Here is an 18,094-nt window from a genome sequence, read left to right on the forward strand (position 1 = left end):
CACCTTCTTCAAAACTCGACAAACACATGCGGCACTTCATCGGCCTGGCCCAGCGTGTAGCCGCTGGCTTTGCGGCACAGCTGCGCGGCAAATTCCAGGTCGCTCGGGTAGGCGGCGTGCACGCGAAACAAAGGCTCGCCTTGTTTGACGCTGTCGCCCAGTTTGTGCAGCAGATCCACCCCGGCGCTTTGCACTTTGGGCGCACCGGCCATGCGGGCCACGCGGGCAATCTGCAGGTTGTCGATGTCAATCACTACGCCGTTGGCAGGGGCGCACACCTCCAGCGTGAGCGCGCCCAGTGGCGGGTGGTTGTGGTCAAACGGGTGCGCACCTTGTGCGGCGATGATGGCCTGCATGCGGCTGAGCGCCCGGCCGGAGTCGAGGATGTCGCGGGCAATGGCAAAGCCGTCACCACCGCGCACATCGGGGCTGGCTTCGATCAGGCGACCGGCCAGCCGCAGCGATTTTTGGCGCAGGTCGTTGGGCGCACGCGGGTCGTTTTCGAGCACGCGCATCACGTCGCGGGCTTCGAGCATGGGGCCCACGCCCTGGCCCACCGGCTGGCGCCCATCGGTGATGACCACTTCAAGCGACAAGTGCATGCGCGAGGCCACGTATTCAAACAACCGGCGCAGGCGCTGCGCATCGGGCATGGAGCGCACCTTGGCCGTGGGGCCGATCGGGATGTCGAGCACCAAATGGGTGGAGCCCGCCGCGATTTTCTTGGACAGGATGGAAGCCACCATCTGCGCGGGCGAGTCCAGCGACAGCGGCCGTTCGACCGCGATCAGCACGTCGTCGGCCGGCGACAGATCGGCCGTGCTGCCCCAAGCCAGGCAGCCGCGTTGCGTGCGCACGATTTCGGCCAGTTTTTCAAAGGGCAGCTCCACATTGGCCAGCACTTCCATGGTGTCGGCCGTGCCCGCGGGCGAGGTGATGGCGCGCGATGAGGTCTTGGGGCACAGGATGCCGTAGGCCGCCAAAATGGGCACGACCAGCATCGAGGTTCGGTTGCCGGGGATGCCGCCGATGCAGTGCTTGTCGACCACCAGCGGTTCGCGCCAGTCCAGACGGCGACCGGCATTGACCATGGCCTCGGTCAAGAAGTAGACCTCTTCGCGGTCCATCTCGCCGCGGTTGGTGGCCACCACAAAGGCCGTGAGTTCGATCTTGGAATAGTGGTGCGCGGCGATGTCCTGCACGATGGCGTGGAAGTCTTGCTGGTTCAGGCGTTCACCGTCGATCTTGCGAAACAGCGCCTCCATCGATGCCGGGGGCTCGGCTTGTGAGACCGAAGCCGTGTGCCCGTCAGGGATGCCCAAATGCCGGAAGGCGTCTTCGGACAAGCCCACTTCGCCGCAGGCCACGATGCTGTCGTCGTCCACCACATTGAGCGTGGCCAGCACATGCCGCCCGTTGGCCTGCACTTGTATTTTGGACAGCGCCTGAAAGCCTTCGGCCCGGTAGACCGCGCAATTGCGGTTGAGGTAGGCCACGTTTTCGCGGTAGGTGTCGATGGCCACACGGCGCAAGGACAGGGGCGAGGCCCGGTCGGCAGGGCTGGATGGCAAAGCGGAGGGGGATGACGAGTCCATGGCTTTCAGCCTACACCCAAAACGCCCGTTGCGGCGGGTCTGCCGAGTCTCAGGCCTTGCAGTGGCTCAATGCCTGCGCAGAAAAAACTGCGCCGTCGCGCCGGTCAGGGCAAACGCCAGCATCATCCAGCCCAGGTTGACCGCGCCTTCGTGGGGCACCAGACCCACCAGATAACCCCCAGTGGCCCCGGTGAGCTGCTGCATGAGGCCCGCCACGGCAGCGGCCGATCCGGCCAGTGCGGGCAGCACACCCACGGTGCCCGCCAGCGCAGGCGGGTTGAGCAGACCATGGCCAAAGCCCAGCAAGAGCAGCGGCAAGGCCACAGCCAGCGCCGTCTGCACGCCAAACAGCCCCAGCGCCAGCATCACGACCAGGCCACCCAACGTGAGGGCCTGGCCCCAAGCCATCACGCGCGATTCGCCCGCTTGCTGGATGAGCCTTGACGTCATGAAGTTGCCCAGAATGTACGAAACGGGCACGGCCATGATGAACCAGCCAATCCCATCCGGGCCAATGCCGTAGCCTTTGAGCACGATGGGCGCACCGCCGAGAAAGACATAAAACGTGGCGGTGGTGGCGGCCAGGATGGTCACATAGAGCAAAAACCGGGGCTCGCGCAGCAGCCGTGCATAAGCGCCGAGCATGGCGCGCAGCCAGTGGCCTTGGGGCGCGGGTGGTTTGGCCACGCGGGGCAGGCCCCACCAGGTGGCCAAAAGCAGCACCGCCGCCAACACCGCCAGCAGCACAAAGTTGGTTTGCCACCCGTAACGCACATGGATCTGTCCGCCGATCAGTGTGGCCAGCGGCGGGCACATGCCCAGCGCCATGCCGATGTAGGCCATGACCCGGGTGCGTTGTGCGCCGGTGAACAGGTCTTGCACCATGGATCGGCTGACCACCATGCTGGCTGCGCTGCCCGCACCTTGCAGCACGCGGGCGGCTGTGAGCATGGTGATGTCGGTGGCCAGCGCCGCCATGACCGACGCCAGCCCCGCCACGGCCAGTCCCAGCATCAGGATCGGTTTGCGCCCATGGTGGTCAGATAGCGGGCCATAGACCAGTTGCAAGGCACCGTAGGCGACGACGTAGCCGCTGAAGGTCAGCTGCACATCGGCCTGGCGGGTGTCAAAGATGGCCCCCCACTCTTGCATGGAGGGCAGGCACAAGGTCATGGCCAGCAGGCCAAAGGAGATTTGCGCCAGCAAGTTGGCGATCAGCCAACGGCCATGGGCCGGGTGTGCACCCATTTGGGCGTGTGCGTGCGGCATGTCAGCCGCGCTGCAATTTGTAGACGGCGGTGCCGGCCATCAGGTTGGGCAGCGCCCGCACTTCCTGGCCGTTTTGCAGACCGAAGGCGTCCACCACCTGCAAGTGGTTTTTGCGGGCCAGGTCACCAAAGTCGGCAAAGGTGCCCACACGGATGTTGGGCGTGTCGTACCACTGGTAAGGCAGGCGCTTGGTCACCGGCATGCGGCCTTGCAGCACGCTCAGGCGGTTGAACCAGTGTGCAAAATTGGGGAAGGCCACAATGCCCACGCGGCCCACACGCACCGTCTCGCGCAGCATGGTTTCGGCGTTGCGCAGGTGTTGCAGGGTGTCGATTTGCAACACCACGTCAAACGATTGGTCGGCAAACAGGCTCAGGCCTTCGTCCAGGTTCAGCTGCAGCACATTCACACCGCGCTTGACGCACGCGTGCACATTGGCATCGTCCAGCTCCACGCCGTAGCCCGTGCAACCATTGTGCTTCTGCAAATAGGCCAGCAAAGCCCCATCGCCGCAGCCCAGATCGAGCACGCGGGCGCCGTGCGGCACGAGTCGCGCAATGGCTTGCATGATCAGGGGGTCGCTCATGCGGCACCTCCTTCGTTCAAGGCATGGGCCATGTTGTCAAAGTAAGAGCGCACCACGTTCAGGTAACGCGCATCGTCGAGCAGGAAAGCGTCGTGCCCGTGCGGTGCGTCGATCTCGGCGTAGCTGACGTCACGGCGGTTGTCGAGCAGGGCCTTGACCATCTCGCGGCTGCGGGCTGGCGAAAAGCGCCAGTCGGTGCTGAAACTGACCAGCAGAAATTTGCAGGTGGCGCGGGCCAGCGCCTTGGACAGGTCGCCGCCAAAGGCACGCGCCGGGTCAAAGTAATCGAGCGCCCGCGTGATCAGCAAATAGGTGTTGGCATCAAAGTACTCGCTGAACTTGTCGCCCTGATACCGCAGATAGCTCTCGATCTGAAATTCCACTTCTTGCGTGGAGTATTTGTAGCCGGTGGCGTTGTGCGTGACGGCCTCGCGCAGCTCGCGGCCAAACTTTTCATTCATCACGTCGTCGCTCAGGTACGTGATGTGGCCGATCATGCGGGCGATGCGCAGGCCGCGCTTGGGCACCACGCCGTGCTCGTAAAAGTGCCCGTCATGAAAATCAGGGTCGGTCACGATGGCGCGGCGGGCCACTTCGTTGAAGGCGATGTTCTCGGCATTCAGGTTGGGCGCGCTGGCCACCACCACCGCATGCTTGACGCGCTCGGGGTATTGCAGCGTCCAGCTCAGAGCCTGCATGCCGCCCAAGCTGCCGCCCATCACGGCGGCCAGTTGTTCAATGCCCAAGGCGTCGAGCAGTCTGGCTTGCGCGTTGACCCAGTCTTCCACCGTGACCACCGGGAAGTCAGCGCCGTACACACGGCCCGTGTCAGGGTTTGCATGCGGGCCCGTGGAGCCAAAGCAAGAACCCAGGTTGTTCACGCCGATCACGAAGAATTGGTCGGTGTCCAGTGACTTGCCGGGACCGATCATGTTGTCCCACCAGCCGGTGTTGTGGGGCTGGTCTGCATACACGCCCGCCACATGGTGCGAGGCGTTCAGGGCGTGGCAGATCAGCACGGCGTTGGACTTGTCGGCATTGAGCGTGCCGTAGGTTTCGTAGCTCAGCGAATAGCCATGGATGGACGCACCGCTTTGCAAAGGCAAAGGGGCTTCAAACAGCATGCTTTTGGACTCGGCGATCAGCATCGAAAGTGTTCAGGTGTGCAAAAAACAAAACCCGGCTTCGCAGTCAGCTGGGCCGGGTTTCAGTGGGTTGAAACACACGCCATTTAGCTGAATTTCGGGACTCTGGTGGTTCCGGCGCCCGCAATCGGGTTCAAATCGGCGCATCAAGCAAGTATAAGGGCGAAGGCCCCGCCCACGTCAGGAGCACGCATGTCAGAACTTTATGGCTCGGACGCCTACAGTCCCGTCGAAATCGCCCGCCGCATCGAGTCCGTGGGCGAGACCAAGGCCCGCATGGCATGGCTGCCGCTGGCTTTGCTCGGGGTGCTGGCCGGGGCTTTCATCGGCTTGGGGGCCATGCTGTTTGTGTTGGTCAAGTCCGACCCGACGCTGGGCTTTGCCGCCAGTGCTGTGCTGGGCGGTTTGGTGTTCTCGGTGGGCTTGTTCATGGTTGTGGTCGCCGGGGCCGAGTTGTTCACCGGCAACAACCTGATCGTCATGGCTTGGGCAGATGGCCGGGTCAGCGCGGCGCAGGTGCTGCGCAATTGGGGCATCGTGTGCCTGGCCAATTTAGTGGGTGCGGCCGCTCTGGCGCTGTTGGTGTTCGCCAGCGGGCATGCCAATCTGAATGGCGGGGCGATTGGGCACAAGGTGGTTCAGATCGCCGTGGCCAAGCAGGAGCTGCCGTTTGTCACCGCTTTGCTGCGCGGCGTGCTGTGCAATGTGCTGGTCTGCATGGCCGTGTGGATGGCCATGGCCGGGCGCAGCGTGGTCGACAAGGCCGTGGCCGTGATGCTGCCGGTGATGGCTTTTGTGGCGGCCGGTTTTGAACACAGCATCGCCAACATGTACCTGATGCCGCTGGCCATGCTGCTGCAGCACGGCGACCTGACGGGCTACCCCGCCGTCACTTGGAGCGGCATGCTGGGCAATCTGGTGCCTGTGATCCTGGGCAATGTGCTGGGCGGTGCTGTGCTGGTGGCCGGGGTTTACCATGTCATTTACAAACGCCGACCGCAGGCCTGACAGGCTTCAGCTGCCCCGGTCTTGCAGTGCGATCACGCACCGAATGCCAAATGCCGGTCTAAGGGAAAGTGTCCAGATGGATGCATTGCGCGAAGTGGCAAAAGGACCGGCTCTGATGTACCATTTTTGGGCGCATGCTGGATGTGCATCAATTTGGGCCTGCTTCTTGCTTTTGTTTGGTGCGCCGAAGGCTTTTGGAGCCTTTATGCACCAATTCAATTCAAAAATTCTCAAGAGACGGTCATGGAAGCACTGAAACAGGGCGCGGATGCGCTATTTATCTTGTTGGGCGGCATCATGGTGTTGGCCATGCACGCTGGTTTTGCCTTTCTGGAGCTGGGAACGGTTCGTAAAAAGAACCAGGTCAATGCACTGGTCAAAATCCTGGTCGACTTTTCTGTCTCCACCGTGCTTTATTTTGTGGTGGGCTACAGCGTCGCTTATGGCACCACCTTTTTTGTGGGCGCAGAGCAATTGGCCGCCAAAAACGGCTACGAGCTGGTCAAGTTCTTCTTTTTGCTGACTTTTGCTGCAGCCATTCCGGCCATCATTTCGGGCGGCATCGCCGAGCGGGCCAAGTTCTGGCCCCAGCTCATCGCCACAGCGGTGATCGTGGGCTTTGTCTATCCTTTCTTTGAAGGCATCGCCTGGAACCAGCACTTTGGGGTGCAGGCCTGGATCAAGGCCGTCACGGGTGATGAGTTTCACGACTTTGCTGGCTCGGTGGTGGTGCACGCCATGGGCGGTTGGATCGCGCTGCCTGCCGTGGTGCTGTTGGGTGCCCGTTACAACCGCTACCGCAAAGACGGTGTGGTGTCGGCACACCCGCCATCGAGCATCCCGTTTCTGGCTTTGGGCTCCTGGATTTTGATTGTGGGCTGGTTTGGCTTCAACGTGATGAGTGCCCAGACGCTGGACAAGATTTCGGGTTTGGTGGCGGTCAACTCGCTGATGGCGATGGTCGGTGGCACCTTGGTCGCCTTGGTGTTGGGCAAAAATGACCCGGGCTTCGTGCACAACGGTCCTTTGGCCGGTTTGGTGGCCGTGTGTGCGGGATCGGATTTGATGCACCCATTTGGTGCGTTGGCGGTCGGTGCTGTGGCCGGCGGTTTGTTTGTCGTGATGTTCACGTTGACCCAAAACAAATGGAAGATCGATGATGTGCTGGGTGTCTGGCCATTGCACGGCGTTTGCGGTGCGTGGGGCGGTATTGCGGCCGGCATTTTTGGGGCACAAACCCTGGGTGGATTGGGCGGCATCAATTTGACGGCACAGCTGATTGGCACGGCCATGGGTGTGGCTTGGGCTTTGTTGGGCGGATTTGTGGTCTATGGCGTGCTGAAATTGACTTTGGGCTTGAAACTCAGCCCCGAAGAAGAGTTTGATGGCGCTGATTTGACCGTCCACAAAATCAGCGCCACACCTGACCGTGAGGTGAGCTGGTAAAACAACAGATTTGTGCTGCAAAGCACATTCTGCGGGGCTTCGGGGGAATACCCCTTGCGTTTTTTTTTGTTTTATCGCTCATAATTAATAGACTTCACTGTCAGAAGCAGCGAAGTCATGTTTGCGGTGACCAGATCAGTTTCGCTTTCCTTCCGATGTTTTCAGGTTTGTTGAATGCGTTTTCGGAGCTCCATCGCTTTTATCTCTGTGTTTTGAGGAGTCCCTTTCATGGGCAACAAACTTTACGTCGGCAACCTGCCTTACTCCGTTCGCGACGGCGATCTGGAACAAGCCTTCGGTGAATTCGGTGCTGTGACCAGCGCCAAAGTCATGATGGAACGTGACACTGGCCGCTCCAAAGGCTTCGGCTTTGTGGAAATGGGCAGCGATGACGAAGCCCAAGCTGCGATCAACGGCATGAACGGCCAGCCATTGGGCGGCCGTAACGTGGTGGTCAATGAAGCTCGCCCCATGGAAGCACGCCCTCCCCGCACAGGTGGCGGCGGCTTTGGTGGCGGTGGTGGCTTCGGCGGTGGTCGCCGTGAAGGTGGCGGCGGCTACGGCGGCGGTCGCGAAGGCGGCGGCGGTGGTTACGGCGGTGGCCGTGAAGGTGGCGGTGGTGGCTACGGTGGTGGTCGTCGCGAAGGCGGTGGCGGCTACGGTGGTGGCGAAGGTGGCGGTGGCGGTTTCCGCAGCCCCTACGGCGCTGGCCCACGTGGCGGCGGTGCTGGCGGTGGCGGTCGCCGCGAAGGCGGTGGCGGCTACGGCGGCGGTTACTGATTCAAGCACCCGGCCAATCTGACGATTGGCCATTGAATCCTGACAAAGCCCTGCACTGCAGGGCTTTGTCGTTTCTGGCTTGCACGGCAGCAGGTATGCCGCAGTAGCGTCAGGGTTTGGTTTTGGGCATCAGTGTGCCGCGCACGCGCCCTTGCAACACATATTCGCCCGTGTTGCTGTTGAAATTCATGGTCTCCGCAGTGTAGACATCACGATCGCGGGTGATGTGAACCGGGTCCGATGACACCAGCCGGTCTTCGTCAGGCAGGGCCTCCAGGCGTTCACCGCGCAGCTCTACCTGAGCACTTGTGCCATGGGGGTGCCGGATGGCATAGGCATCACCGATCAATGTGACCCGTGTGCCATCGTCTGTGGCGATGCCTTGCACCGCTTTGGCATTCATGGTGGCACCCGTTTCGCTTTCGGCGTAAATGCGAATTTGATCGATGTCCAAGGCTTCGGTTGCCGGATAGTGTTGCGCTTTGTCGCCACTGACCTCGCGCGTCATGCGCCCGGTGATGTCAAATGATTTGACTGAAAAATCAGCCAATCGGTAATCGGGATCCTGGCGCACGGGCTTGTTGGTCGTGGGTGCCAGCAGTTCGGGCGCGCTGCGCACCAGCCACCAGCTGCCGGATGCCAGCAAGGCCATCACGATCAAGGGCAGGTAGACACTCAGTTGGTCCAGCAGACGGCGAAAAGCGTTCATGCGGATGGACCCGTGTGCACATGGACGCCGACTTGTGCCAGCAGCCGTGCGTAATGGCCGCTGGCCACCAACAAGACATCGCAAAATGCGCGGGCTGCACCTTCGCCCCCTCGCTCTGCGGTGATGTGGTGTGCCACCGCTTTGGCCTGCGCGTGCCCATTGGCCGGAGCGCAGGCAAAGGCTGCACGTTGCATGACCGGCAAATCGGGCCAATCGTCTCCAATGGCCGCCGCCTGCGACCAGTCGAGTCCCATGTCTTGCAAAAACGCTTCGGCGGCAGGCCGCTTGTCTTCTGTGCCAAACCGCGCATGGGTGATGCCCAAAGCCTTCAGACGCAAACGCAGGGCGGGCGAGTCACGCCCGGTAATGACCACGGGGGTGATGCCGGCTTGTTGCAGCAACTTGAGGCCTTGTCCGTCGAGTGTGTTGAAACGCTTGAGCGCTTCGCCTGCTTCAGAAAAATAAAGACCACCATCGGTCAGCACGCCATCGACATCAAAAAATGCGACGCGTATGCCTTGTGCTTGCAGCAACAATTCGGGTGCGTAATTCAGGGCAGGGGTCAAGGCTTGCATGTCAGATCACCTTGGCACGCATCAGGTCGTTGGTGTTGATCGCGCCGCACAGGCGCCCGGCCTCGTCCACCACCAAGATGCTGGTGATGCGACATTGCTCCATGATTTCGGCGGCTTCGACGGCCAACGCATCCACACGGATGGTGCGCGGGTGGGCGTGCATCACATCGCTGGCCTTGAGGTTGCGCAGGTCTGCGCCCTTTTCGATCAGTCGGCGCAAATCGCCATCGGTGAAGATGCCCAGCACTTTGTCCTGGGCATCGACCACCGACGACGCTCCCAGTCCTTTGCGGCTCATTTCGCGCATCAGGTCGGAGAAGCTGGCTTCGGGACTCACGCGGGGCAATGCATCGCCTTTGCGCATCACATCGCTGACGTGTGTGAGCAAGCGGCGGCCCAATGAGCCACCGGGGTGCGAACGGGCAAAGTCTTCGGGTTTGAAGCCTCGCGCATCCAGCAAGGCCACGGCCAGGGCGTCGCCCATGGCCAGTTGGGCGGTGGTGCTGGCGGTCGGGGCCAAATTCAGGGGGCAAGCTTCTTTGTCGACAGAGCAGTCCAGCACCACATCGGCGTGTTGCGCTAAAGAAGAGGTCAGGCCGCCTGTCATGGCAATCAAGGGCACGCCTTGCCGCTTGAGCACCGGCAGGATGGCCACCAGTTCGTCGCTCTCGCCGCTGTTGGACAGAGCCAACACCACATCTATGACCTGGATCATCCCTAGGTCGCCGTGGCTGGCTTCGCCTGGGTGAACAAACATGGCCGGGGTGCCGGTGGACGCCAAGGTGGCGGCAATTTTGCGGCCAATGTGCCCGCTTTTGCCCATGCCCGTGACGACCACACGGCCTTGCACGCCCAGCACCATGTTCACCGCCTTGACAAAGCGTTCATCCAGGCGTGCTTTGAGTTGCAGCAAGGCCGAGGCCTCGATGTCGAGGGTCTCGCGTGCGAGTTGCAGGGTTTGGGCGGTATTGGCGAGCATGTCCGGCATTTTATCGGGCGCGGTGTATGCGCCGCGCAGACGGCTTTCAAGCCCACACAAGACCCTCATTCGCTCGGTTGAACGGCTCGTTCTGTCACAAGTGCTTGTTACCATCGAAGCATGAGCGCTTTGGAGTTGACCCTGCTGTACCTTTTGGCCGCCGTGTTGGGCGTGGTCGGCTGCCGCATGCTCAAGCTGCCGCCCATGCTGGGCTATTTGGCCGTCGGCGTAGTGATTGGCCCCAACGCGCTGGCGCTGGCGCAAAACTCCGATGGCGTGAAGCACCTGGCCGAGTTCGGTGTGGTTTTCTTGATGTTTGTGATTGGACTGGAGTTCAACCTGCCCAAGCTGCGCTCGATGCGCAAACATGTCTTTGGTCTGGGCTTGCTGCAGGTGGTACTGACTCTGGTCATCGTGACCGTGCTCTCCTTGTTTGTGGCCACCTTGGCACCCACGCTGTGGAAGATGGAATGGCAAACGGCCTTGGCCTTGTCGAGCGCCATGGCCATGAGCAGCACGGCGATTGTCGTCAAGCTGGTGGCCGACCGCTTGGAACTGGAATCCGAGCATGGCAAGCGGGTGGTCGGGGTGCTGCTGTTTCAGGACTTGGCCGTGGTGCCTTTGATCGTGATGATTCCGGCCCTGGGTGCGCCAGCCGATGAAATGTTCTCGGCCTTGATGCTGGCGGGCGTCAAGGCGGCGATATTGATCACCTTGCTCATGACGGGCGGCCAGCGTGTCATGCGTTGGTGGCTCACACTTGTGGCGCGGCGCAAAAGCGAAGAGTTGTTTGTGCTGAACCTGCTGCTCGTGACGCTGGGTCTGGCTTGGATCACCGAGTTGGCGGGCCTGAGTCTGGCCTTGGGGGCCTTCATTGCGGGGATGTTGATTTCCGAGACCGAGTACAAACACCAGGTGGAGCTGGACATCCGGCCCTTCCACGATGTGTTGTTGGGCCTGTTTTTCATCACCATTGGCATGATGCTCGATTGGCACATCGTGGTCGAACGTTGGCCTCTGGTGTTGCTGTTGACCACTTTGCCGGTGATTTTCAAGTTGGTGCTGGTGACCGCGTTGGCCAAGCTGACGGGCGCACCCCATGGGGTGGCGCTCCGAACCGGCTTGTATTTGGCGCAGGCCGGTGAATTCGGTTTTGTGTTGCTCACCTTGGGATCACAAAGTAACCTGATCCCGCCCACCTTGCTCAATCCCGTGCTGGCCAGCATGGTGCTGTCCATGATGGCGACGCCGTTCATCATCATGCACAGCAACAGCATCGTGATGAAAGTGGTGGCCAGCGAGTGGTTGCAACAGTCGCTGCAAATGACGACCATCGCGCGCAAGTCGATCAACACCAGCAAGCATGTGATCATTTGCGGCTATGGCCGCTGCGGCCAGAACCTAGCCCGCATGCTGGAAAAAGAAAACATTCCCTACATGGCGCTCGACCTGGATCCGGACCGGGTGCGGCAGGCCGCAGCCGCTGGCGATTCGGTGGTCTTTGGTGATGCCGGTCGACTGCAATCGCTGATGGCGGCAGGTTTGGCGCGGGCCAGTGCGGTGGTCATCACCTACCTCGACGTACCTGCAGCCATGAAGGTGCTGGACCACACGCACAGCCACGCCCCGCAGGTGCCGGTCATCGTGCGCACGCAAGACGACCTGGATCTGGAAAAACTGCAGCTTGCGGGAGCCACCGAGGTGGTGCCCGAAGCACTGGAGGGCTCGCTCATGCTGGCCAGCCATGCGTTGGCGCTGGTGGGCGTACCCATGCGGCGCGTGATCCGCATCGTGCAAGACCAGCGCGATGCGCGGTACAACTTGTTGCGAGGGTATTTCCATGGGGCGGATGATGACACGTTGGACGAGATCGACCACGAACGGCTGACCACGGTGGGTTTGCCCATGGCATCGCCTTGGTTGGGCAAACAGGTGAAAGACCTGGCTTTTCATGCCATGGGGGTGCGTGTGGTGAGTTTGCGCAGAGCCAATGGCCAAACCGAAAACGTGAGCGATGAAACCGAGCTGTATTCGGGAGACACACTGGTGCTGTCGGGCAAATCCCAAACCCTGGCGGTGGCTGAAGAAAAACTCCTGCGAGGCTGACAAGACATGAACGATCTGAACGTCAACGATTACCTGAAAAGCCACATCCGCACCGTGCCCGACTGGCCCGCGCCGGGTGTGCAGTTTCGCGACATCACACCGCTGCTGCAAGACCCCCGAGTTTTTCGCGTGTTGATTGATGCGTTTGTGCACCGGTATATGCACCCCGCCTTGCGCCCCGATGTGGTGGCCGGGCTGGATGCGCGGGGTTTCATCTTGGGCTCGGTTGTGGCTTATGAGTTGGGCCTGGGTTTTGTGCCCATCCGTAAAAAAGGCAAACTGCCCTTCACCACGGTCGAGGAGACTTATGAGCTGGAGTACGGCAGCGCCACCGTGGAGCTGCACACCGACGCGGTCAAACCCGGCCAGCGCGTGCTGCTGATCGACGACCTGATCGCCACGGGCGGCACCATGATGGCAGGTAAAAAGCTGCTCGAGAAACTCGGCGCCACCGTGATCGAGGGCGCGGCCATTGTGGACTTGCCTGAGCTGGGTGGGTCTGAGCGCATTCAGGCCACAGGCCTGAAGTTGTTCACGTTGGTGTCTTTCGAGGGGCACTGAAACCGTCAGGCCCGGGGCCTTAGCGCAGCAGCCCCAAGTCACGCAGCTCGCTCAGATGAGTGCGTTGCTTTGCCCGCGCTGTTTTCCATTGCCTGCATCGTCGTCGTGCGGCTTAGACACCGCTTTGCGCAACACGGCCCGATAGCCTTGCGTCAACTCCATGCGCGGGCCAAAACCTTGTTCGATCAGCATGCGGTGCGCTGCAGGCAGCTTCCAGCAGGGGGTGAACACAAACAAGTGGTGTTCCAAGTGGTAGTTCACCCAGTAGGGCGCCAGCACCATGCGCATGCCCCAGTTGGTTAAGGTCGTGCGCGTGTTGCGCAGGCGGTCATCGTTGTTGCCCACCACTGCGTGCTCGGCGATGTTGCGGATGCGGCTGATCACCTGGTACCAAGTCAGCAAGGGCAGCAACCACAAAGCCCAATAAGCCCACCACACGCCAGCGGCTGCTGTGACCCCAAAGATGAGCAGGTTGGTCAATGCGAAATATTTTTCCGCCTGAAACAAGTTCTTCCAGCGCTGCAGACGGCTCGGGGCATCACCCATCTCCATGCGGAAAAATTCCATGCGGCGCTGGTAACCGGTGATGCCCAAAATGTCACGCCGCATCTTGCGCCAAAAGCTGCTTGAGCTGATGGGAAACGGGGCCGACAAAATCAGGTCAGGGTCTTCTTTTTGCTGGGTGTGGCGGTGGTGGCTCAGGTGATAAGGCCGGTACAGCGTGAGGCTGGCACCCACAGGCCAGCCGCACAAAAATGCGCCCACCGTGTCATTGAGCCGGGTGTTCTTGAACAGCGCACGGTGCGCTGCGTCGTGCATCAAGATTGCCAAGCCCAGCTGCCGTCCGCCAATGACGACCACAGCCACGATGAAGCTCAAGGGGTTGGGCCACGCGATGAAAAACGCCATTGCCAAAGCGATCACCCCCCAAGCGTGCAACACCAAATACGCACCCATCCAGTCCGAGCGTTCGCGCAAATAGGCGTTTTGCTCGGGGCTGAGGCTGGGCTGGGTATCGGTGGTCATGGTGAGGGCGTTCGGCAAAAGGCCTATCTTGTGCCTTTGGCCCCCGCCGGATAGTCACAGGCGTGACCTTTTCGGGGCTTTCCCTGAGCGCACGCGTTTTATGTGTGTCCCCCCAGCGTGTCATACCCATCCCCGCCTGTCATGCCCGCGCATGCGGGTATCTACGACAGTCGAAGGCATGGACACCCGATCAAGTCGGGTGTGACAAATTTGTGCGCGTCATGCCCTTCCCTGTCATGCCCCTGCCTGTCATACCCATCCCCGCCTGTCATGCCCGCGCATGCGGGTATCCATGGTGAGCGAAGGCACAGGGCCTGGCTTACTTGCCGATACAGAAACTCGAGAAGATCACGCCCAGCAAATCGTCTGCGCTGAATTCGCCCGTGATCTCGTTCAGGGCGTTTTGGCCCAAGCGCAGTTCTTCTGCCAACAGGTCCAGGTTTTGCGCTTGTGCAGCCAAGTGTGTATCGGCGATTTCCAGGTGCTCGCGCACACGGTGCAAGGCCTGCACATGGCGCTCGCGGGCAATGAACAGGCCTTCGCTGGCTTGCTGCCAGCCTGCTTGTTGCAGCAGCTGCTGGCGCAGCGCCTGCAGACCTTCGCCCGTGCGGGCCGACAGCGTCAAGCCTGCGCGTTCTGTGGGCGTGGTGGCTGCATCGGCTTTGTTCCACACATCGATCACCGCCACGCTGGCCGGCAAGCGGGTTTTCAGTGCGAGGGCAATGTCGGCATCGGCGCTGTCGTAATCAGTCTGGCCCGTGCGTGTCAGGTCGTGCAAGAACAGCACGGCATCGGCATTTTCAATTTGCCCCCAGGCGCGGGCAATGCCGATTTGCTCCACCTCGTCCACGCCTTCACCTTCGCGCAGACCTGCGGTGTCGATCACATGCAACGGCACCCCTTCAATCTGAATGGTCTGCTGCACCACATCGCGGGTGGTGCCCGCAATCGGCGTGACGATGGCCAGTTCAGCCCCCGCCAACGCGTTGAGCAGTGAGCTTTTGCCCGCATTGGGCTGGCCCGCAATCACCACCTTGATGCCCTCGCGCAGCAACGCGCCTTGCCGGGCTTTGCCCAGCACCGTCATCAAGGCCGCTTGCAAGCGATTCAACTGTCCTTGTGCGTCGGCCTTTTGCAAGAAGTCGATTTCCTCTTCCGGGAAATCCAGGGTGGCTTCTACCAGCATGCGCAGATGAATCAAGGCGTCGCGCAGCAGATGAATCTCTTTAGAAAAGTCACCCGCCAAGGAGCGGCTGGCGCTGCGGGCGGCGGCCTCGGTGCTCGCGTCGATCAGGTCGGCAATCGCCTCGGCCTGCGCCAGATCGATCTTGTCATTCAAAAAGGCCCGCTCGGAAAACTCACCCGGTTGCGCCACCCGCAAACCAGCCAAGCGCGGCTGTCCGGTGGCCGCATCGGTTTCGGCAGCCGCCTGCAGGCAGCGTGCCACCAGCAATTGCAGCACCACCGGGCCGCCGTGGGCTTGCAGCTCCAAAACGTCCTCGCCCGTGAAGGAGTGCGGCGCCACAAAGTGCAGCGCCAGACCATGGTCAATCGGGCTGCCATCGGCATCTGCAAAGGGCAGATAAGTCGCTTCACGCGCTTTGAGGCTGCGCCCACACAAGGCCTGAATCAGCGAAGACAGGTTCTTGCCCGAGACACGCACGATGCCCACGGCCCCTCTGCCGGGGGCGGTGGCAATCGCGACGATAGGTTCTTGATGGCGAGCAAGCATGGTGCGAGTATGCGACATCGAATGCCGCTGAAATGGTCACCTGGGCTTGTTTTTGTCACCCCGTGCTTGACACGGGGTCCATGCTGGCGCTGGCATGGATGCCGGATCGAGTCCGGCATGACAGTGCTTTGGGTTTACTTGAACTTGGGCAGATTGAACTGCGGTGGCACGCCCATGCGGGTGTTGATGATCCACTGCTGTGCAATCGAGAGCACGTTGTTGGTGATCCAGTACAGCACCAGACCTGCGGGGAAGAAGAAGAACATCACGCTGAACACCAGCGGCATGATCCACATCATCTTCGCTTGCATCGGGTCGGGTGGCGCGGGGTTCAGAGCGGTCTGCAGCAAGGTGGTCAGCGTCATCACCACGGGCAAGATGAAGTACGGGTCTGGTGCCGACAAGTCGTGGATCCAGCCCACCCAAGGTGCGTTGCGCATCTCGACCGTAGAAAGCAGCACCCAGTACAAAGCGATGAACACAGGAATCTGGATCATGATCGGGAAGCAGCCACCCATCGGGTTGACCTTTTCTTCGCGGTAGATGCGCATCATTTCCTGCTGCATCTTTTGCGGATCGTTTTTCAGACGCTCGCGCATTTCCATGATCTTGGGGTTGATGGCTTTCATCTTGGCCATGCTCGAGTACGCCTTGGCGTTGAGCCAATAGAAAGCGATCTTGAGCAACAACACCAGCGCCACAATCGACCAGCCCCAGTTCTGGATGAAGCCAAACAACTTGTCCAGCAACCAGTACAAAGGCTTGGACAACATGGCCAACCAACCGTAATCCTTCACCAGATCCAGGCCGGGTGCCAAAGCTTCGAGGACTTTTTCTTCCTGGGGGCCAACAAACAATTGCGAGCTCACGGTTTTGGATTGGCCCGGAGCCACATCGGCCACTGGCGTGATCATGCCCACGGCATACAGGTTGGTGTCGACCTTGCGCACAAAGTTTTCACGGCTGATGCCATCACCCAGCAACCAAGCAGACGCAAAGTAGTGCTGCACCATGGCCACATAGCCATTGGTGGAAGTCTTGTCGACTTCGGCTTTGTTTTTCTCGATGTCGCTGAACTCGACCTTGTGGTACTTCTTGGCATCGGTGTAAATAGCCGGGCCGGTGAAGGTGGAATAGAAAGACGACTCGCCCGCAGGCTTGTTGCCATCGCGCACCAACTGCAGATACAGCTGTGGCGACACAGCGGCCGCACCCGTGTTGATCACTTCATGCTTGACGCCAATGGCGTAGCTGCCGCGTTGCAGCGTGTAGGTCTTGACCAGTTTCACGCCGTTTTGCGCATCGGACTCGAAACGCAAGGTCAATTCGTTCTGGCCCTCTTTCAGGCTGCGCTCGCCACTGAAATGCATGACCGTTTTGTGCGTGGGGTAGTTGCCACCGATCAAGCCAGTTTGTGCGTTGTAAACACGGCTGCCACTTTGGTCGAGCAAAACAAACTGCTTGCTGCTGTCCACGAAATCGGCGTGCTTGGTGAACTCGCTGCGTGTCAAAGTGCCGCCAGCGGTGTCAAACGTGAGCTTCAGCACATCGGTGCTGATGTCGATTTTTTCGCTGACTGCGGCAGGCGCTGTGGCCGTATCTGCAGGCACTTGCCCGGGCGTAGCCGTCACAACGGCCGACGCTGTGGGCACAGCTGCATTGGATGCGGCACCAGCAGGTGCTGTGGCCGCTGCGGTTGGCGTGGGCTTGGGGAAGAAGGTGGCTTTGTTGCCGTTGTACAGCTGCCACTGGTCCCACAACAGGACCATGGAAAAACCAAAAATCACCCAAAGGATGGTGCGACGGATATCGTTCATGGGGTCTTCTTTGACGAAGTAGGGGAAAACAAAGCAGAGAACAAGCGAGGCGCTTGTGGGGGAACCGGGTCGTGGCCACCCTTGCACCAAGGGCCGCAACGCACCAGACGGTGAATTGTGAGGTAACTGCCCGAAGCCGCGCCGTGTTGCTCCAATGCCTGCAAGGCATAAACAGAGCAAGTGGGCTCAAAACGGCAAGACGAACCCAACCAAGGGCTCAGCAGCAAGCGGTAAGCACGCACCAAACCCATCAACAAGCGCTGGGCGATCATGCGTGCACCTCGGTCCGCAGCGCACGTTCAAACAACTGCTCCAGCTCCAGCCTGACCGCCAGCTTCAGGTGATCCGAGGTGGCACTGATGAATTGTTTGCGGTCAAACGTGGTGCGCAGACGCACCACATGGGCGGCCTCAGGCAAGCGATCGCCAAAGCGTTCGCTCACGTTATAGATCTGGCGCTTGATGGCATTGCGGGTCACCGCACGGCGAGCCCAGCGTTTGGGCACCATGGCGCCCAGCCAAACGTCGAACAAGTCAAAAAGGGCCTGCTCCGGTGAAGGTGCAGGCCCGGCTTGTTCGGCGGGAGCCGAGGGCTTGTCTGTGGGGTGGGTCAATTTCAGTCGGTGCAACGCAAAATGCGCTGTGCGCGAGACTGTGCCACCCGCCAGGGCGGCCTGAAATTGTGGGCGTGTTTTCAAACGCTGCACGATGGCCAAACCCTGGAATCAACCGCCCGCAGTGGCGTCAGGCCACAGCCAGAC

At 60.7% G+C, this 18,094-nt stretch carries 17 protein-coding genes; 5 read left to right on the plus strand and 12 right to left on the minus strand.

Annotation, left to right across the window (positions count from 1 at the left end):
* Positions 1 to 8: 8 nt before the first annotated feature.
* From B9Z37_RS07680 to metX, 4 genes are all read right to left on the minus strand, one after another.
* Positions 9 to 1,595 carry a thymidine phosphorylase family protein gene (locus B9Z37_RS07680; protein WP_108312376.1) on the minus strand — a complete coding sequence of 529 codons (1,587 nt, stop codon included), beginning with the start codon at positions 1,593 to 1,595 and terminating at the stop codon, positions 9 to 11.
* Between the two features lie 66 nt (positions 1,596 to 1,661).
* Positions 1,662 to 2,864: a Bcr/CflA family efflux MFS transporter gene (locus B9Z37_RS07685; protein ID WP_108312377.1), complete on the minus strand. Its 1,203-nt coding sequence runs from the start codon at positions 2,862 to 2,864 to the stop codon at positions 1,662 to 1,664.
* 1 nt (position 2,865) lies between these two features.
* Entirely contained in the window at positions 2,866 to 3,450 is a 585-nt protein-coding gene (gene metW / locus B9Z37_RS07690) for a methionine biosynthesis protein MetW (protein WP_108312378.1), read from the minus strand.
* Positions 3,447 to 4,598: a homoserine O-succinyltransferase MetX gene (gene metX, locus B9Z37_RS07695; RefSeq protein ID WP_108312379.1), complete on the minus strand. Its 1,152-nt coding sequence runs from the start codon at positions 4,596 to 4,598 to the stop codon at positions 3,447 to 3,449. The genes metW and metX overlap by 4 nt, the downstream gene beginning before the upstream one ends.
* A 189-nt stretch (positions 4,599 to 4,787) precedes the next feature.
* Between metX and B9Z37_RS07700 the strand changes: the two genes are divergently transcribed.
* From B9Z37_RS07700 to B9Z37_RS07710, 3 genes are all read left to right on the plus strand, one after another.
* Entirely contained in the window at positions 4,788 to 5,603 is an 816-nt protein-coding gene (locus B9Z37_RS07700; protein ID WP_108312380.1) for a formate/nitrite transporter family protein, read from the plus strand.
* Positions 5,604 to 5,846: 243 nt separating this feature from the next.
* Positions 5,847 to 7,049 (plus strand): ammonium transporter, encoded by a 1,203-nt coding sequence (locus B9Z37_RS07705; protein ID WP_108312585.1) that lies wholly within the window; start codon positions 5,847 to 5,849, stop codon positions 7,047 to 7,049.
* A gap of 228 nt (positions 7,050 to 7,277) precedes the next feature.
* On the plus strand, positions 7,278 to 7,829 hold the full coding sequence (locus B9Z37_RS07710; protein WP_108312381.1) for an RNA recognition motif domain-containing protein: 552 nt from the start codon (positions 7,278 to 7,280) through the stop codon (positions 7,827 to 7,829).
* Between the two features lie 109 nt (positions 7,830 to 7,938).
* Here B9Z37_RS07710 and lptC read toward each other — a convergent pair whose 3' ends face one another.
* The 3 genes from lptC to B9Z37_RS07725 are packed head-to-tail and all read right to left on the minus strand — an operon-like array spanning position 7,939 to position 10,092.
* Positions 7,939 to 8,538 (minus strand): LPS export ABC transporter periplasmic protein LptC, encoded by a 600-nt coding sequence (gene lptC, locus B9Z37_RS07715; protein WP_108312382.1) that lies wholly within the window; start codon positions 8,536 to 8,538, stop codon positions 7,939 to 7,941.
* On the minus strand, positions 8,535 to 9,113 hold the full coding sequence (locus B9Z37_RS07720; RefSeq protein WP_108312383.1) for a KdsC family phosphatase: 579 nt from the start codon (positions 9,111 to 9,113) through the stop codon (positions 8,535 to 8,537). The genes lptC and B9Z37_RS07720 overlap by 4 nt, the downstream gene beginning before the upstream one ends.
* A gap of 1 nt (position 9,114) precedes the next feature.
* Positions 9,115 to 10,092: a KpsF/GutQ family sugar-phosphate isomerase gene (locus tag B9Z37_RS07725; protein ID WP_205872561.1), complete on the minus strand. Its 978-nt coding sequence runs from the start codon at positions 10,090 to 10,092 to the stop codon at positions 9,115 to 9,117.
* 120 nt (positions 10,093 to 10,212) lie between these two features.
* On the opposite strand from B9Z37_RS07725, the gene B9Z37_RS07730 reads away from it, so the two are divergent.
* Both B9Z37_RS07730 and B9Z37_RS07735 read left to right on the plus strand, forming a co-directional pair.
* Positions 10,213 to 12,198: a monovalent cation:proton antiporter family protein gene (locus tag B9Z37_RS07730; RefSeq protein WP_108312385.1), complete on the plus strand. Its 1,986-nt coding sequence runs from the start codon at positions 10,213 to 10,215 to the stop codon at positions 12,196 to 12,198.
* Positions 12,199 to 12,204: 6 nt separating this feature from the next.
* Positions 12,205 to 12,759 carry an adenine phosphoribosyltransferase gene (locus tag B9Z37_RS07735; RefSeq protein ID WP_108312386.1) on the plus strand — a complete coding sequence of 185 codons (555 nt, stop codon included), beginning with the start codon at positions 12,205 to 12,207 and terminating at the stop codon, positions 12,757 to 12,759.
* Between the two features lie 51 nt (positions 12,760 to 12,810).
* Here B9Z37_RS07735 and B9Z37_RS07740 read toward each other — a convergent pair whose 3' ends face one another.
* The 5 genes from B9Z37_RS07740 to B9Z37_RS07760 all read right to left on the minus strand — a co-directional run bounded on the left by B9Z37_RS07740 (position 12,811) and on the right by B9Z37_RS07760 (position 18,040).
* Positions 12,811 to 13,785 carry a fatty acid desaturase family protein gene (locus tag B9Z37_RS07740; RefSeq protein WP_108312387.1) on the minus strand — a complete coding sequence of 325 codons (975 nt, stop codon included), beginning with the start codon at positions 13,783 to 13,785 and terminating at the stop codon, positions 12,811 to 12,813.
* 319 nt (positions 13,786 to 14,104) lie between these two features.
* On the minus strand, positions 14,105 to 15,517 hold the full coding sequence (gene mnmE / locus B9Z37_RS07745) for a tRNA uridine-5-carboxymethylaminomethyl(34) synthesis GTPase MnmE (RefSeq protein ID WP_108312388.1): 1,413 nt from the start codon (positions 15,515 to 15,517) through the stop codon (positions 14,105 to 14,107).
* A 134-nt stretch (positions 15,518 to 15,651) separates the two neighbouring features.
* Entirely contained in the window at positions 15,652 to 17,334 is a 1,683-nt protein-coding gene (gene yidC / locus B9Z37_RS07750) for a membrane protein insertase YidC (protein WP_108312389.1), read from the minus strand.
* On the minus strand, positions 17,331 to 17,606 hold the full coding sequence (gene yidD, locus B9Z37_RS07755) for a membrane protein insertion efficiency factor YidD (protein ID WP_108312390.1): 276 nt from the start codon (positions 17,604 to 17,606) through the stop codon (positions 17,331 to 17,333). Before yidD ends, yidC begins: the two co-directional genes overlap by 4 nt.
* Positions 17,603 to 18,040: a ribonuclease P protein component gene (locus B9Z37_RS07760; RefSeq protein ID WP_108312586.1), complete on the minus strand. Its 438-nt coding sequence runs from the start codon at positions 18,038 to 18,040 to the stop codon at positions 17,603 to 17,605. Before B9Z37_RS07760 ends, yidD begins: the two co-directional genes overlap by 4 nt.
* Between the last annotated feature and the right edge of the window lie 54 nt (positions 18,041 to 18,094).

The sequence above is a fragment of the Limnohabitans parvus II-B4 genome (genome assembly GCF_003063455.1).
Lineage (GTDB): Bacteria > Pseudomonadota > Gammaproteobacteria > Burkholderiales > Burkholderiaceae_C > Limnohabitans_A > Limnohabitans_A parvus.

What these genes read in the sequence shown, in the direction of transcription:
- B9Z37_RS07730 (WP_108312385.1), top strand. Translation starts at nt 10,213, where the DNA reads ATGAGCGCTTTGGAGTTGACCCTGCTGTACCTTTTGGCCGCCGTGTTG.
- B9Z37_RS07680 (WP_108312376.1), bottom strand. Translation starts at nt 1,595, where the DNA reads ATGGACTCGTCATCCCCCTCCGCTTTGCCATCCAGCCCTGCCGACCGG.
- B9Z37_RS07705 (WP_108312585.1), top strand. Translation starts at nt 5,847, where the DNA reads ATGGAAGCACTGAAACAGGGCGCGGATGCGCTATTTATCTTGTTGGGC.
- B9Z37_RS07710 (WP_108312381.1), top strand. Translation starts at nt 7,278, where the DNA reads ATGGGCAACAAACTTTACGTCGGCAACCTGCCTTACTCCGTTCGCGAC.
- B9Z37_RS07735 (WP_108312386.1), top strand. Translation starts at nt 12,205, where the DNA reads ATGAACGATCTGAACGTCAACGATTACCTGAAAAGCCACATCCGCACC.
- B9Z37_RS07700 (WP_108312380.1), top strand. Translation starts at nt 4,788, where the DNA reads ATGTCAGAACTTTATGGCTCGGACGCCTACAGTCCCGTCGAAATCGCC.
- metW (WP_108312378.1), bottom strand. Translation starts at nt 3,450, where the DNA reads ATGAGCGACCCCCTGATCATGCAAGCCATTGCGCGACTCGTGCCGCAC.
- lptC (WP_108312382.1), bottom strand. Translation starts at nt 8,538, where the DNA reads ATGAACGCTTTTCGCCGTCTGCTGGACCAACTGAGTGTCTACCTGCCC.
- metX (WP_108312379.1), bottom strand. Translation starts at nt 4,598, where the DNA reads ATGCTGATCGCCGAGTCCAAAAGCATGCTGTTTGAAGCCCCTTTGCCT.
- B9Z37_RS07725 (WP_205872561.1), bottom strand. Translation starts at nt 10,092, where the DNA reads ATGCTCGCCAATACCGCCCAAACCCTGCAACTCGCACGCGAGACCCTC.
- yidC (WP_108312389.1), bottom strand. Translation starts at nt 17,334, where the DNA reads ATGAACGATATCCGTCGCACCATCCTTTGGGTGATTTTTGGTTTTTCC.
- B9Z37_RS07685 (WP_108312377.1), bottom strand. Translation starts at nt 2,864, where the DNA reads ATGCCGCACGCACACGCCCAAATGGGTGCACACCCGGCCCATGGCCGT.
- mnmE (WP_108312388.1), bottom strand. Translation starts at nt 15,517, where the DNA reads ATGCTTGCTCGCCATCAAGAACCTATCGTCGCGATTGCCACCGCCCCC.
- B9Z37_RS07720 (WP_108312383.1), bottom strand. Translation starts at nt 9,113, where the DNA reads ATGCAAGCCTTGACCCCTGCCCTGAATTACGCACCCGAATTGTTGCTG.
- yidD (WP_108312390.1), bottom strand. Translation starts at nt 17,606, where the DNA reads ATGATCGCCCAGCGCTTGTTGATGGGTTTGGTGCGTGCTTACCGCTTG.
- B9Z37_RS07740 (WP_108312387.1), bottom strand. Translation starts at nt 13,785, where the DNA reads ATGACCACCGATACCCAGCCCAGCCTCAGCCCCGAGCAAAACGCCTAT.